Source organism: Streptomyces sp. NPDC088197 (assembly GCF_044741185.1).
GTDB lineage: Bacteria > Actinomycetota > Actinomycetes > Streptomycetales > Streptomycetaceae > Actinacidiphila.
This window is the reverse complement of the sequence record NZ_JBIUSD010000013.1, coordinates 78,909-93,706: the sequence shown is the minus strand read 5'-3', so window position 1 is coordinate 93,706 and position 14,798 is coordinate 78,909. Positions and strand designations below refer to the sequence as shown.

Sequence of the window (14,798 nt, the reverse complement as noted above, 5' to 3'; positions counted from 1 at the left end):
TCTCGTCCGTCAGTACGGCCAGATCGGGGGGTCCGTGCAGAACGGGCCGCCGAGGTTGGCGTGCGCGGGATTGTCCGGGTCCAGCTCGCCCTGCTCGGCGATGAGCTTCGCGGCGAACGGCTCCGAGTCGTCCCGCGGTTCGTACCCGAGCGCGCGGGCGCCCGAAAGGTCCCACCACAGGCGGGTGTTGGCGGAGCTTCCGTAGACGACGGTGTGCCCCGTGGTCCCGGCGCTGAGCGCGGCGTGGAAGAGCCGGGCGCCGTCGGCCGGGCTCATCCAGACCGACAGCATGCGCACCGACGTGGGTTCGGGGAAGCAGGAGCCGATGCGTACGGAGACGGTGTCGATGCCGTGCAGGTCCGCGTAGAGCTGCGCCAGGTCCTCGCCGAAGCACTTGGAGAGCCCGTAGTAGGTGTCGGGGCGGCGCGGGGTGGTGATCGGGATCAGCGCCTCGTCCGGCACCGGGGAGCCCTGCGGCCGCGGGGTGAAGCCGACGGCGTGGTTGCTGGAGGCGAAGACGATCCGGCGGACGTTCTCCTCGCGGGCGGCCTCGTAGAGGTGGTAGGTGCCCTCGATGTTGCCGCGCAGGATCTTGTCGAAGGAGGACTCCAGCGAGATACCGGCGAGGTGGATGATCGCGTCGACGCCGCGCACCGCCTCGCGCAGCGCGTCCCGGTCGGACAGGTCCGCGGTGATCACCCGCGTGCCGTCGGGCGCCCCCTCGACCGGGCGGACGTCGAACAGCCGCAGGTCGTATCCGTACGACGGCAGCAGGCCGCGCATGAGGGTGCCGAGGCCGCCTGCGGCGCCGGTGAGCAGGACGGTGCGGGGAGCGGGCATACGGGGTCTCCGTGTCTGGCGGGGGCTTCGCTGATGACCTCAGGGGTCACTGTAGACGGCTGACGTCCGCCGTGGGTATGTCCATGGACGACGTTCAAGTATATGGACAGTTCCTGGCGGTGGGCGCGGGCGGCGCGGGGGCTCTTGGAGGTGCCCGTCGGCTTGACCCGCCCAGGTCACCTCGCCTAGCGTGGCAGCGTTCATGAATATAGACATGGATCAGATGAGCGCACAGACTTCAGGGGGAACCCGATGACCTCACCCGCCCTCGCCGAGCGCCTCGACGGCCTGCTGTTCTTCCCCGTGACGGCCTTCGGCCCGGACGGCGCTCTCGACCTCGACGCGTTCCGCGCGCATGTGCGCGCCGGGGTGGAGGCGGGCGCCGCCGCCGTCTTCGCGTGCTGCGGCACGGGCGAGTTCCACGCGCTGTCCCCCGAGGAGTTCCGCGCGTGCGTCGCGGCGGCGGTGGACGAGGTCGCGGGGCGGGTGCCGGTGGTGGCCGGGGCCGGATACGGGACCGCGCTCGCCGTCCAGTACGCCCGGCTCGCCGAGGAGGCGGGCGCCGACGGCCTGCTCGCCATGCCGCCCTACCTCGTCGTCCCCGGCCAGGAGGGCATGCTGCGGCACTACGCGGCGCTCGCCGCGGGCACCGGCCTCGATGTCATCGTGTACCAGCGCGACAACGCTGTCTTCACCCCCGAGACGGTCGTCGAACTCGCCAAGGTGCCCAACATCATCGGCCTCAAGGACGGCCTCGGCGACCTCGACCTGATGCAGCGGATCATCAGCGCGGTCCGCACCGAACTCCCCGGCCAGGACTTCCTCTACTTCAACGGCCTGCCCACCGCGGAACTCACCGGCCTCGCCTACCGCGGCATCGGCGTACTGCTCTACTCCTCCGCGGTCTTCGCCTTCTCGCCCGAGATCGCCCTCGCCTTCCACAAGGCGCTCACCACCGGCGACGACGCCACCGTCGACAAGCTGATCGACGGCTTCTACCGCCCGCTGGTCAACCTCCGCAACCAGGGCCGGGGTTACGCCGTCTCGCTGGTCAAGGCGGGGGTACGGATGCGCGGCCTGGACGTCGGCGAGGTCCGGCCGCCGCTGTCGGAGCCGTCCGCCGCGCACGTCAAGGAACTGGCCGACCTGATCGAGCAGGGCCTCGCGCTGCTCGGCGACCGCTGAACGGGCCCCGGACGTGCCGACCATGAGGACTTCCGCCTTCGTCTACCCCTGGGACGTCGTGGGCGACCCCGAGGCGGCCGAACGGATCGCCGCCCTCGGCGTCCAGCAGGTCACCCTCGCCTCCGCCTACCACTCCACCCGCGCGCTGACCCCCCGTCACCCCCGGCACCGGATCGTCACCGCGGAACACTCCGCCGTGCTCTACCCGCCCGACGAACAACGCTGGGAGGGAAGGGAGTTGCGGCCCTACCCGGCCGGGAGCTGGGCGAGGGGCGGGGTCGGGGTCGGGGCCGGGGTCGGGGCCGGGGATTTCGACCGGGACGGCGGCGGGGACGCCTTCGGTACGGCGGCCCGCGCGCTGGCGGCCGCCGGGCTCGACGTCCACACCTGGGTCGTGCTCGCCCACAACTCCCGCCTCGGCGCCGAGCATCCGGCCACCTCGGTGGTCAACGCCTACGGCGACCGCTACCCGTGGGCGCCCTGCATCGCCCAACCGGCCGTCCGTACCTACCTGGTGGACCTCGCGGCGGAGGCCGCCGTACGCCCCGGCGCGGGCGGCACCGAACTGGAGTCCCTGGGCTGGTACGGCCTCGCCCACCTGCACGCCCACGACAAGATCGCCGGGGTGCCGCTCGGCGACGCCGCCCAGTACCTGATGTCGCTGTGCTTCTGCGCGCACTGCCGGGACGGCTACGCCGGGCTCGGCGCCGATCCCGCCGACGTGGCCGCCGCCGTCCGCCGCGCGCTGGCACCCGTCTTCGAGGGGGACGCCCCGGGCGACGCCGCCGGGCTCCCGGCGATCGAGAGGCTGCTCGGCGCGGAGTTGACGGCGCTCACCCTCACCTGGCGTACACAGACGGCCGGTTCGCTCCAGGAGCGGGCCGTGGCCGCCGTACGGGCCGCCGCCGCGCCCGGCTTCCAGGTGCTGATGCACGCCGACCCGGCGCCGTACCGCTGCGGCGCCAACGCGGGCGTGGAACCGGCCCGCGTCCTGGCCCACGCCGACGGGCTCGTCCTGCCCTGCGCCGGCGGTCCGGCCGCCCGCGAGGCGATGCTGACCCCGCTCGCGCCGCACCGCCGCGAAGGCACCGTACTGGCGGCGAACCTCACCGTCGTCTCCGGCATGGGCGGCAGCCCCGGCACGCTCGCCGAGGACGCCGCGCACGCCGCCGCGCTCGGCGCCACCGAACTGCGCCTGTACCACGCGGGCCTGGCCTCGGACGCCGACCTGAGGGCCGTACGGTCGGCGCTGGCCTGAGGCACGGAGCCTTCGCGGGCGCGCGCCGACGGCACGCGCCGACGACGGGCCCGCGCGGCGCGGGCCCGCGCGGCGCGGGCCCGCGCGGCGCGGGCCCGCCGGGGGCGGGCGGGAGCACGAGACGGGCCGGGGCGCGGCGATCATGGGGGTACCGCCGCGCCCCGGAGCGTCACCCTCAGGTGAGGCGGGAGGGCTGTGCGTACTCAAGTCGCCACCGGGGCACCGGAGGTTGCCGCGTATGACGCGAATATTTCCGGCGGGCTACGGGAGCCGTCCGGTCAGAATCCGCCGTCGACCGACGACGTGCCGTCGGGCCCGGTCCAGCGGGCGGTGTACGTGTCGCCGCCGGTGGCGCGGGCGCCCGCCGCGTGGTTGAACTGGCCCGAGAACGTGTACGTGCCGGGCGCCAGCGTGTTGTTCGCGTCGAGCGTCCAGCGGTAGACCAGCTCCGCGCCCTCCACGGTCACCGTGGGGTTCGTGCCGCCCGAGACGGAGGTCCACGAACCGGTGCTGCTGACGCCTTCGGTACGGGCCACGCGCAGTTCGACGCTGAGCGACGTGAGCGGCTTGCCGGTGGTCAGCACCACATCGCTCTGCGTCCAGTAGTCGTTGCTCGCGCTGTCCACCGAACCCCGCGCGGTCAGCGTGCCGTTCCGCGCGGTCTCGACCGAGCCCGGCGCGCCGCCGTCGATGCCCGAGGTGGTGGCCGCCGACGACGGGGGAGTGCCGGTGGGGGAGGACGCGCCGCCGGACGGCGTGCCCGTGGGACGCGTACCGCCGGTGCCGCCGTGGCGGCCGGACGGGTGCGACGACGCGGCCGGTGAACGCGGCTGCGCGGCGGGGGAGTCGGTGCCGACCGGGCTGGAGGTCGCGGAGTGTGTGACGCCGGGCCCGCCGGAGGTCACCACGGACTGCGTCGGCTCGCCGTTGCCGGTCACGGCGCCGACCGCGAGGCCGCCGAGGCCGATCGCGCCCGCGACGGCCGCCGTCACCGCAGCGATCCGCATCCACGGCGCCCCGGTCCCGCCGCCGTGCCCGTCGGACCGCCCGCCGGTGCGCGACGGCTCCGCCATCCCGTGCCCGGCCATGTCGCGTTCCGCCATGCCCTGCTCGACCCGTGCCAGCATCCGCTCCCGGTCCGGCCGGTGGGACCCGGCCGCGTCCCGCAGCCGTTCCGGCAGCTCGGCCCTGTCGGTCCTGTCGGCCATCACACTCCCCGTCCCGTACGAGTACGAGCCGCAGGACCCGCCGCACCCATGATGCGCGCCGCGCCGGGGCCGGTGACGACCGGGCCCGCGGCGCCGGGGACGGCGGGGCCGGGTACAGGGCCCGCACCGCCGGGGGCGCCCGCGCCCGGGACCGTACCCGCGCCCGGCACCGTAGCGGCACCCGGCACCGCCCGCACCCCGTCGCCCGCGGCCGGGTCCAGCTCGGCGCCGCCCGTCCGCGGCGCCAGCAGCCGCTCCAACTCCGCGACGCCGCGCGACGTCTGGCTCTTCACCGTACCCACCGAGATGCCGAGCACCGCCGCCGTGTCCCGCTCCGACAGGTCGAACGCGTGCCGCAGCACCACGCACGCCCGCTTGCGGAACGGCAGCCGCTGCAACGCCTCGCGCACGTCGAGCACCGCCGGTACGTCGGGACCGTCAGTCCGGTCCTGCGGCTGCGACCAGAACAGCGCGATCCGCCGCCGCTCCCGTACCGCGCTGCGAATGCGCGAGCGGGCCAGATTGGTCACCACACCGCGGGCGTACGCGACCGGGTGGTCGGCCGCCCGCACCCGGTCCCAGTGCCGCCACATGGCGACCAGGGCGTCGGCCGCGAGATCGTCGGCCGCGTCCGCCTCACCGGTCAACAGGTGTGCCAGACGCGCCAGTTCCGCGTAGTGCTGCTCGAAGAACGCGTGGAAATCAGCGGCGGCGTCGGCGTCGTCGCCGATGGCTGTGCCCACGGTCACCTCTTCCTGCCCGGACCTCCCCGCCACGGCGCGGCGTGAGCGTAGCAGCGGTGGAAGGCCATGGGCAGAGGTCGGGAAACAGCACTTCGGCGACGGGCGGCGAACCCCGGATCAGCAGGCCGACTGACGGCTCGTCACGTCAGGGCGCAGCGCTGTACCCGGGTGACGATCTCCAGGTCGAAGGGGCCGCCGGAGGTCTCGGGACGGGACGTCAGATAGTCCCTGATCCGCCCCACCAGCGCCTCGCGCTCGGCGGGTTCGAGCACCAGGACGTGGGAGTGGGTGGCGACGGTGGCCAGCAGCGAGTCGACCGTCTGCGGCTGCCGGTGCGGGAACTCGCCGTGTTCGACGGGCGTGAAGCCGGTGTGCGGGTCGATGCCCTTGCCCGGCCGCCAGTCGATGTACGACACCCGGCTCGCCGTCACCGTGTTGAGCCCGGCGATCCACTCCACCCGGTCGTCGTCGGTGTTCCACAGCGCGCCCAGCGTGCCGCCGGGCCGCAGCACCCGCGCGATCTCCGGCATCGCCCGCTCCTGGTCGAACCAGTGGAACGCCTGCCCCACCACGACCGCGTCCACCGAGGCGTCCGCCAGCGGGATCTCCTCCGCGCCGCCCGCCAGCGCCGTCACCGACGGCAGCAGCCGCTCCAACTCCGCGCGCATGCCGGGGTCCGGCTCCACGGCGGTGACCCGGTGCCCGAGCGCCACCAGCGACTGGCTCAGCTTGCCGGTGCCCGCGCCGAGGTCCAGCACGTCGAGCGTGCCGCGCTCGTCGTCGGTCGCGTGCAGCGCCCACCGCACGCCCGCCACCGGGTAGTCGGGCCGGTGCGCGGCATAGGCGGCGGCCTCGGCGCCGAAGGAGGAGGCCCGGCGGGCGAACATCTGGGTATCGGATTCGCGCATGCCGCCGACCCTACGACGCCGACCCTACGACGCCGGCCGTACGACCGTCAGAGGCGGCGCGTGGCGAGCAGCAGCCGGTCCCGCGCGTCGAAGAGCGTGTCCTTGATCATCTGCTCGTGCCCAGGGGTCAGCCGGGCCACCGGCACCGAGCAGCTCACCGCGTCCCGCGCGGGCGTGCGGTACGGGATCGCGATCCCGAAGCAGCGCAGCCCGAGGGTGTTCTCCTCGCGGTCGACGGAGTAGCCCTGTTCGCGGATCTGGGCCAGCTCCTCGATCAGCTTCTCGCGGTCGGTGTGGGTGTGCTCGGTCAGCGGCTCCAGCGTCTCCGGCAGCAGCTTGCGCACCTGCTCGTCGGTGTACGTGGCCAGCAGCGCCTTGCCGAGCGAGGTGGAGTGCGCGGGCAGCCTGCGCCCGACCCGGGTGAACGGCCGCAGGTAGTGCTGCGACTGCCGGGTGGCCAGGTAGACCACGTTGGTGCCGTCGAGGCGCGCGAGGTGGATGGTCTCGCTGGTGTCGTCGGACAGCCGGTCGAGCGTGGGCCGGGCGGCGGCCACCACCTCGTCACCGTCGATGTACGAGGTGCCGACCAGCAGCGCGCGCACGCCGATGCCGTACCGCGTACCGGTGGCGTCCGTCTCGATCCAGCCGAGGTCGACCAGGGTGCGCAGCAGCATGTACAGGCTGGACTTCGGGTACCCCACCGACTCCTGCACGGCGGCCAGGCTGTGCATGCCGGGGCGGCCCGCGAAGAACTCCAGCAGTTCCACCGTGCGGACCGCGGACTTGACCTGGGAACCGGCTCCCTCGGCAACAGCCATCGCGTACGACCCCTCTAAGACGTTCGTGGTGCTCGTTCAGTCGTGCTCGTGTGTGGTGCGTGTTCGTCGTGTCTGTCTGTCGTGCTCGGTTGTCGTGACCGTTCGTCGTGCGTGTCCGTCGTGCGTCACGTCGTTGCGTGTCCGTCGTGCGTGTCCGTGCGCGCGCCGTGCCCGGCGCCCGCCTTGTCCGGCCGGGCCCGTGGACGTAGGCTCCGGACGATCGGTGATTCATATCTGAAGACGTTGTTCAGTATAGAGAACGATGCCGTCGTGCAGTACGGAAATGTGGAGGTTCTTCCGGTGGCAGTACCAGTCTGGAGCGTCGACCCCCGAACCGGGAAGCAGCGGGAGCAGGTCGCGGTGGAGGCCACGGCCGACGAGGTCGACGCCGCCGTGCGCGCGGCGGCGACCGCCGTTCCCGCGCTCGCCGACCGCAGCGTACGCTCCCGCCTGCTGCGCGGCGCCGCCGGGCTGCTGGAGGACGAGGGCGCGGCGGTCATCGCGGCGGCCGACGCCGAGACCGCGCTCGGGCTGCCCCGCCTCACCGGTGAACTCGCCCGCACCGCCTATCAGTTGCGCGCGTTCGCGGATGTGGTCGACGAGGGCGGCTATCTGGACGTGATCATCGACCACGCCGATCCGGCGGCCCAGCCCATCCCGCGCCCCGATCTGCGCCGCTACAAGATCCCGCTCGGCGTCGTCGCCGTCTACGCGGCCAGCAACTTCCCGCTCGCCTTCTCCGTACCCGGCGGCGACACCGCCAGCGCGCTCGCGGCCGGGTGCCCGGTCGTGGTCAAGGCGCACCCCGACCACCCCGCCACCTCCGCGCTCTGCGCCGACATCCTGCGCCGCGCCGCCGTCGCCGCGGGCCTGCCCGCCGACACCGTCGTCCTGCTGCACGGCTTCGAGGCCGGGGTCGAGCTGGTCAAGCACCCGCTGGTGGCCGCGGCCGGCTTCACCGGCTCGGTCCCCGGCGGACGCGCCCTCTACGACGCCGCCGCCGCACGACCGCGCCCGATCCCCTTCCACGGCGAACTGGGCAGCCTCAACCCGGTCGTCGTCACCGAGGCCGCGGCGGCCGAGCGCGCCGAGCAGATCGGCACCGGGCTCGCCGGTTCCTTCACCCTGGGCGTCGGCCAGTTCTGCACCAAGCCGGGCCTCGTCCTGGCCCCCGGCGGCGAGCACGGCGACCGGCTGGTGGCCGCGCTCACCGGCGCCGCCTCGGACGCGGGCCCCGGTGTGCTCCTCGACGCCCGCATGCGCGACAACTTCCTCAAGGGCGTCGCCGCCCGCGCCGCCCTGCCCGGCGTCGAGACCCCCGTCACCGCGGGCGACGGCGGCGAGCACGCGGTGCGGCCCGGCTTCGTCACCGTCGCCGCGGCCGACCTCACCGAGCAGGGCGCGTACGACCTGCTCTTCGAGGAGTGCTTCGGGCCGCTGACCGTCGTCGTACGGTACGGGTCCGCCGCCGAACTGGCCGCCGTGCTCGACCGGCTGCCGGGCAGTCTCACGGCGACCGCGCACCTCGGTACGGAGGAGGCCGGGCAGCCCGGCGGCGAGGCGGCGGCGCTGCTGGCCCGGCTCACCGGCCTGGCCGGGCGCGTCCTGGTCAACGGCTGGCCGACCGGTGTCGCGGTGGCCCCCGCCCAGCACCACGGCGGCCCCTACCCGGCCACCACCTCGACCTCCACCTCCGTCGGCGGCACCGCCATCGAGCGCTGGCTGCGGCCGGTGGCGTACCAGGACACCCCGCCCGCGCTGCTGCCGCCCGAGCTGGCCGACGCCAACCCGCTGGGCGTCCCGCGCCGGGTCGACGGCGTCCTGGTCAGGTGATCCCCGGGGGCACGTCGGTACGTGCCCCGGGCCGGACTGACCCCGAGGTCCCGTCCGGTGCCGCCGGACGGGACCTCGGGGCATGTCCTAGGGCGCGTCCGTGAGATGGGCCAGGAGCACCGGGACGTGGCTGTGCTCCGGGTCCTTCACCGCCGTCAGCAAGGTGACGCTCCCGGCGCGCGCCTGCTCGCGCAGCCGCTGGGTGGCGGGGACCTGCTCGGGACCCGCCAACTCGGCCCGGTAGCGCCGCGCGAAGTCCGCGTGGCGGTCCGGGTGGGCGTGGTACCAGGTGCGCAGCTCGGCCGACGGCGTGAGCACCTTGCACCAGTCGTCCACCGCCGCCCGCTCCTTGGACACCCCGCGCGGCCACAGCCGGTCGACCAGCACGCGCAGGCCGTCCCCGGCGTCCACGTCGTCGTAGATCCGCCGCACCCGGAAACCCGTCGCCGCGCCCGCGTCCTTCGCCATCCCGTCCGCCTCTCCGCTCCGTCTCACTCCTTCCAGTCCACGCCTCCGGCCGCCGATCCGCCACCGCGTCGGGACCGGGCCGCCTTGTCGGGACCGGGCGGTCTTGTCGGGACCTGGCCGCCCGGTCGGTCGCGGGCCACCGGGTCAGGAGTCGGCCGGGCGGCCGGGACGCAGGGCCGCCGCCGTGGCGACGGCGGTGACGGTCAGCAGGGCGGCGGACAGCAGGAGGCAGACGCGCATGCCGGACAGGAAGCGGTCCCGGTCCGCGACCAGCGCGCCGAAGGCGGCCACGCTCAGGGCGCCCGCGATCTGGCGGCCCGCGTTGAGCACCCCGGCCGCCAGCCCGGCGCGGTCGGCGGGGGTCGCGTCCAGCAGCGCGGCGGTCAGCGGCGGTACTGCGAGCGCGCCGCCGAGGCCGAGCGGCACCATGACGACCGCGAGCAGCGCGGCCGGGGTGCGGGCGGTGACCGGCAGCAGCACCAACAGCCCGGCGACCATGAGGAGTTGACCGGCGAGCATGGGCAGCCGGGCGCCGACGGGGGCACCTCCCGCCGAAGGCGGGGAGAGGGCGGACAGCCTGCCCGAGACGATGTTGACGGCGGGGATCAGCGCCGTCATGGGCAGGAACATGAGCCCGGCGCCGAGCGGTGACTGGTCGCGCACCTGCTGGAAGAAGAGGCTGAGTACGAAGATCATCCCGTAGAAGGCGAAGCTCAGCGCGGCGCCCACTGCCACACAGACCGCGACCGTACGGTCCCTGAACAGGCCGAGCGGCACCACCGGATGCGCGCTGCGCGCCTCGATCAGGAAGAAACCGGCGAGGACGGCCACCGCGACGGCCGCCGCCACCAGCCCGAGCCCGCCGCCCTCGATGACCGCGAAGGTCAGCGCGGCCAGCCCCAGCACCGCCGTGAGCTGCCCCGGCACGTCCAGCGGCGCGGGCCTTCGCGGCGAGCGGGGCGTCCGCGCCAGCAGCACGGCGGCGAGCAGACCGACCGGCAGGTTGATGAAGAAGATGGCGCGCCAGGACCACGCCGAGGTGAGGGCGCCGCCCGCGACGGGCCCGAGTGCCACGGCCGAGGCGCCGCCCGCCGCCCACAGGGCGATGGCGCGGGCCCTGCCGATCCTGCCGGACGCCGCGCCGGACGGATGCGGGGTGGACTCGGCGTCCGGATACGCCTGCCGCACCAAGGCGAGCGAGGCGGGCAGCATCACCGAGGCGGCCGTGCCCTGCACCACGCGGGTGCCGATCAGTACGCCGAGGCCGGGCGCGAGACCGCACGCGGCCGACGCGGCGGTGAAGACCGCCATGCCCGCGCCGAAGGCGCGCCCGGCGCCGATCCGGTCCGACAGCGCCCCGGTGGAGAGCATGAAGGCGGCGAAGACCAGCGTGTAGCCGTCCACGACCCACTGGAGCGCGGCGAGGCCGCCGTGCAGATCGGTGCCGATGGACGGCAGGGCGACCGTCACGACCGAGGCGTCCAGGGTGATCACGAAGAAGCCGAGCAGGGCGGCGGCCAGGGTGCGGCCGGGCGAGGGTACGGGCGCGGACGCGGACGAGGGCGCGGGCGCGGGTGCGGGTGCGGCGACGGGTTTCCGGGCGGCGGGCGGGGCCGCACAGTCCGGACCGGAGAGACGCGGAGACATGCGATCAGCGTGGCCGCGGCCGTCGCCGTACAGTAGTGGCCTGAATGCCACGGTCCCGGAGGTTCTGGCCATGCCCTTCACGTGTCCCCGCCCGCACCGGGTCGCGGTGATCGCCGCGCGGCCGGTGTCGATGTTCAACCTCGCCGTGCCGGAGATGCTGTTCGGCAAGGTCCGGGTGGACGGCGGGCCCGGCTACGAGGTGGAGTTGTGCACGTCTGACCCCGGCAGCGTCGGGACCGGCGGCGGGGCCGAGCTGGTGATCGGGCAGGGTCTGGACGCGGTGGAGCGCGCCGACACGGTGGTCGTGGCCGGGACCGGGTCGCGGGAGGACCCGGACCCGCGTGTCGTGGCCGTCCTGCGGCAGGCGGCGCGGGCGGGCAAGCGGGTGGCGTCCATCTGCACGGGCGCCTTCCTGCTCGCCGAGGCCGGACTGCTCGACGGCCGCCAGGCCACCACGTACTGGGAGTACACCGGCCAACTCGCCGCGCGTTACCCGGCGGTGGTCATGGAGCCCGACGTGCTCTTCGTCCAGGACGGCCAGATGCTGACGTCCTCCGGGTACGCGGCGGGCATCGACCTGTGCCTGCACATCATCCGCACCGACTACGGCGCGGCCGTCGCCAACACGGTGGCCCGGCTGGCACTGGTCGCGCCCGTACGGCACGGCGGGCAGGCGCAGTTCACCGACACACCGCTGCCCGCGGAGACCGGCACGTCGCTCGCCGCGACCCGCGCCTGGGCGATGACCCGGCTCGACGCGCCGCTCACCCTCACCGACCTCGCCCGCCACGCGGCCGTCAGCGTCCGCACCCTCAGCCGCCGCTTCCACGCCGAGACCGGACTCAGCCCGCTCCAGTGGCTGCTGCACCAACGCGTCGAGCGGGCCAAGGAGTTGCTGGAGACCACGACCCTGCCCGTCGACCAGGTCGCCCGCGCCAGCGGTCTCGGCACCGCCGACTCGCTGCGGCAGCACCTGCTGCGCAGGGCCGGGCTGACGCCGAGCGACTACCGCGCGACGTTCACCCGCCTGACGACGGCCTGACCTCTGGCCGGTGGGCGGCGGCGCTTCTCGCCGGTCCGGGCCGTACGACCGTACGACCGGCGGCCGTACGACCCGTGACCGCCGGGTGCCTCGTACAGTGCGGTGCATGGGTGAACGCGACGTGCTGCACATCAAGGGACGGGTGCTGGTCGGGCCCGACGAGGTCAGGGACGAGCTGTGGGTGGTCGGCGGGCGGATCAGCTACGGCCGCCCGGCCGCGGCTCCGGCCGCGACCGTCACCGGCTGGACCCTGCCGGGACTGGTCGACGCGCACTGCCACGTGGGACTCGACGCGCACGGCGCCGTCGACCGCGACACCGCGGAGAAGCAGGCGCTCACCGACCGGGAGGCCGGCGCGCTGCTGCTGCGCGACGCGGGCTCGCCGAGCGACACCCGCTGGACCGACGACCGCGCCGACCTGCCCAAGATCATCAGGGCGGGCCGCCACATCGCCCGCACCCGCCGGTACATCCGCAACTACGCCCACGAGATCGAGCCCGGCGACCTGACCGCGTACGTACGCCGCGAGGCGCGTCGCGGCGACGGCTGGGTGAAGCTGGTCGGCGACTGGATCGACCGAGAGGCGGGCGACCTCGCGGCGTGCTGGCCGAAGGACGCGCTCACCGAGGCCATCGCCGCCGCGCACGAGGAAGGCGCCCGCGTCACCGCGCACTGCTTCGCCGAGGACTCGCTCGCCGACCTCGTCGCCGCGGGCATCGACTGCGTCGAGCACGCCACCGGACTCACCGAGGACACCATCCCGCTCTTCGCGGAACACGGCGTCGCCATCGTCCCCACCCTGGTCAACATCGCCACCTTCCCCGCCCTGGCCGCGGGCGGCGAGGCCAAATTCCCGCGCTGGGCCGACCACTTGCGACGGCTGCACGCCCGCCGCCATGACACCGTGCGCGCCGCGTACGACGCCGGTATCGCCGTCTACGCCGGTACGGACGCGGGCGGCAGCCTCGCCCACGGCCTGATCGCCGGCGAGGTCGCGGAGCTGGTCGCCGCCGGGCTGCCCGTCAACGCCGCGCTCTCCGCAACCACGTGGGGTGCCCGCCAATGGCTGGGCCGCGAAGGGCTCACCGAGGGCGCGCCCGCCGACCTGGTGGTCTACGAGAGCGATCCGCGCGCGGACGTACGGGTGCTGGCGGCGCCGCGGCGGATCGTGCTGCGCGGCACGGTCGTCGCCTGACGGACCGTCAAGCTCCCTCGGGACCTTCGCGGTCACACCGTCCCGTTCGCCGCGCGCGTACGGTCGCGCGGCGCCGCTCGCGGACGCCTCCCGTGTACACCACGGCCGTTCGACGTGCGAGGACGTGAGTTGACCGACCGTGACGTACGGGAGCCGGGACGCGTTAGGCATCTTCGCGCACGCCCGGGGCGTCAACCGAGGTGAGGGGTGTCATCCCGTGGTCCGGGTGACGCTGGGGAACGGTCGTGCGGCGAGATTCGAAGAAGTTCACGGAAACCACCCTTATGGGTGAACTGACGCCGTGTGCCCGCCAGTTCACCCTCCGTGCGTAAACATTGCCGGGTCGAGGTCCCCGGCGGCTGTCCCCAACAGTCGTGCGCCGGGGACTCCATGCCACTTGTGGGGGTTTTCCACCGTGTACCGCACCATCAACATCAGCCTGCCCGCACGCCGTTCGGCCGCCGCCATCGGCGCCGCCGTCGCCCTCGCCGCGGGCACCCTCGCCGTAGCGCCGGGCGCGCAGGCGACCCCCGCGCCGTCGGGCGGCGGCACGTCCACCGCGACCGTGCTGCGAGCGGGCCTCGACGTATCGCTGCTGAACAAGACCGTGGACGTCCCGGTGAATGTCTCGCTCAACGATGTGAAGGCGCCCGCCGACGCGAAGGAGACCGCGCTGACCGTGAAGGTCGGCAGCGGTGTGGAGCAGGGTCGTGAGATCAGCATCCTGCGGGCCGACGTCGCGACGGCGAACGCGACCGCCGACCGTGACAAGGCGGAGGGCTACGCCAACGTGGCCAAGGCCGAGGTCCATGTCCCCGGACTTCCGCTGCTCTCGTTGATCAAGCTGGACGCCGTCACGTCCAAGGCGACCTGCCAGGTGGGCCACAAGCCCACCGCCAGCTCGAAGCTGGTCGGGGTGACGATCCTCGGCAGGACCATCTCGCTCAACGCGGTCGGCACCACCGACGTCCGCGTCGGCGGGGTCGGTGAGGTCAGTCTCCAGCTCACCAACACCGTGACCACCTCCCGTACGGCCGCCGCCACCGCCCTCCAACTGAAGGTCCACATCAACCCGTTGAACCTCGGGGTCGCCGAGGTCACCGGTGACGTCACGCTGGCGCAGGCCACCTGCCGTACGCCCCAGGCCGGCGGCTCGACCGGGGGGTCGACGTCGGGCGGCAACTCCGGAGGCTCGACGAACGGCGGTTCCACGAACGGAGGCTCGACCAACGGCGGTTCCACGAACGGCGGTTCCACGAACGGAGGTGCCGCGAACGGCGGTTCCACGAACGGGGGGTCCACCAACGGCGGCTCGACCGGCGGTTCCACGGGCGGTCACTCCACCGGCGGCTCCACCTCCGGCTCGTCCAACGGCGGTTCCGGCAACGGCGGTTCCAGCGGTACGTCCGGCTCCGCGGGCACCTCGGGCGGCTCCACCTCCGGCGGCAGCAACACCCACCCGCAGACCGGCACCGACACCTCGGTGAACACCGGCAACCTGGCCGAGACCGGCGCCAGCTCCTCCACGCCGTACATGGCGTACGGCGCCATCGGCCTGATCGCGGTGGGCGGCGGGGCCTTCCTGCTCACCAACCGCCGCCGCAAGGCAGTCGCTTCGCGCGGCGAGTAGTCCGGCCCACGGGGGGATCGGGG

Annotated in this window: 12 protein-coding genes and 1 pseudogene; 6 read left to right on the top strand and 7 right to left on the bottom strand. The window is 74.1% G+C overall.

Translation table 11 applies throughout. The annotated features are described in order from the left end of the window. Positions 1-9 precede the first annotated feature (9 nt). The gene (locus ACIOC1_RS26965) at positions 10-840 is read right to left on the bottom strand and encodes an NAD-dependent epimerase/dehydratase family protein (RefSeq protein WP_391159679.1); all 831 of its coding nucleotides are present in this window, start codon (positions 838-840) and stop codon (positions 10-12) included. Positions 841-1,092: 252 nt separating this feature from the next. On the opposite strand from ACIOC1_RS26965, the gene ACIOC1_RS26960 reads away from it, so the two are divergent. Then, positions 1,093-2,025 carry a 5-dehydro-4-deoxyglucarate dehydratase gene (locus tag ACIOC1_RS26960; protein ID WP_401856603.1) on the top strand — a complete coding sequence of 311 codons (933 nt, stop codon included), beginning with the start codon at positions 1,093-1,095 and terminating at the stop codon, positions 2,023-2,025. A 22-nt stretch (positions 2,026-2,047) separates the two neighbouring features. Next, positions 2,048-3,283 (top strand): hypothetical protein, encoded by a 1,236-nt coding sequence (locus tag ACIOC1_RS26955; RefSeq protein ID WP_401856602.1) that lies wholly within the window; start codon positions 2,048-2,050, stop codon positions 3,281-3,283. 278 nt (positions 3,284-3,561) lie between these two features. Here ACIOC1_RS26955 and ACIOC1_RS26950 read toward each other — a convergent pair whose 3' ends face one another. From ACIOC1_RS26950 to ACIOC1_RS26935, 4 genes and pseudogenes are all read right to left on the bottom strand, one after another. Further along, complete coding sequence (locus ACIOC1_RS26950) at positions 3,562-4,491, bottom strand: hypothetical protein (protein WP_401856601.1); 930 nt, start codon at positions 4,489-4,491, stop codon at positions 3,562-3,564. 197 nt (positions 4,492-4,688) lie between these two features. Further along, a pseudogene (locus ACIOC1_RS26945) lies at positions 4,689-5,234 on the bottom strand (SigE family RNA polymerase sigma factor); the annotation flags it as partial. A 140-nt stretch (positions 5,235-5,374) separates the two neighbouring features. Then, the gene (locus ACIOC1_RS26940) at positions 5,375-6,142 is read right to left on the bottom strand and encodes a class I SAM-dependent methyltransferase (protein WP_355333790.1); all 768 of its coding nucleotides are present in this window, start codon (positions 6,140-6,142) and stop codon (positions 5,375-5,377) included. Between the two features lie 47 nt (positions 6,143-6,189). Next, entirely contained in the window at positions 6,190-6,960 is a 771-nt protein-coding gene (locus ACIOC1_RS26935; protein ID WP_355333788.1) for an IclR family transcriptional regulator, read from the bottom strand. A 300-nt stretch (positions 6,961-7,260) separates the two neighbouring features. Here ACIOC1_RS26935 and ACIOC1_RS26930 point away from each other — a divergent pair, with 300 nt between their 5' ends. Further along, complete coding sequence (locus ACIOC1_RS26930) at positions 7,261-8,793, top strand: aldehyde dehydrogenase (NADP(+)) (protein WP_401856600.1); 1,533 nt, start codon at positions 7,261-7,263, stop codon at positions 8,791-8,793. Between the two features lie 87 nt (positions 8,794-8,880). Here ACIOC1_RS26930 and ACIOC1_RS26925 read toward each other — a convergent pair whose 3' ends face one another. Together ACIOC1_RS26925 and ACIOC1_RS26920 are read right to left on the bottom strand one after the other, a co-directional pair. Next, entirely contained in the window at positions 8,881-9,261 is a 381-nt protein-coding gene (locus ACIOC1_RS26925; protein WP_391044287.1) for a DUF488 family protein, read from the bottom strand. 144 nt (positions 9,262-9,405) lie between these two features. Next, complete coding sequence (locus ACIOC1_RS26920; protein WP_401856599.1) at positions 9,406-10,908, bottom strand: MFS transporter; 1,503 nt, start codon at positions 10,906-10,908, stop codon at positions 9,406-9,408. Positions 10,909-10,978: 70 nt separating this feature from the next. Here ACIOC1_RS26920 and ACIOC1_RS26915 point away from each other — a divergent pair, with 70 nt between their 5' ends. The 3 genes from ACIOC1_RS26915 (at position 10,979) to ACIOC1_RS26905 (ending at position 14,775) form a co-directional block, all read left to right on the top strand. Then, positions 10,979-11,950: a helix-turn-helix domain-containing protein gene (locus ACIOC1_RS26915; protein WP_355333782.1), complete on the top strand. Its 972-nt coding sequence runs from the start codon at positions 10,979-10,981 to the stop codon at positions 11,948-11,950. A gap of 106 nt (positions 11,951-12,056) precedes the next feature. Continuing rightward, positions 12,057-13,145, top strand: coding sequence for an amidohydrolase family protein (locus tag ACIOC1_RS26910; RefSeq protein WP_401856598.1), 1,089 nt, complete (start codon positions 12,057-12,059; stop codon positions 13,143-13,145). Between the two features lie 415 nt (positions 13,146-13,560). Next, positions 13,561-14,775 (top strand): SCO1860 family LAETG-anchored protein, encoded by a 1,215-nt coding sequence (locus ACIOC1_RS26905; RefSeq protein ID WP_401856597.1) that lies wholly within the window; start codon positions 13,561-13,563, stop codon positions 14,773-14,775. Positions 14,776-14,798: the final 23 nt, after the last annotated feature.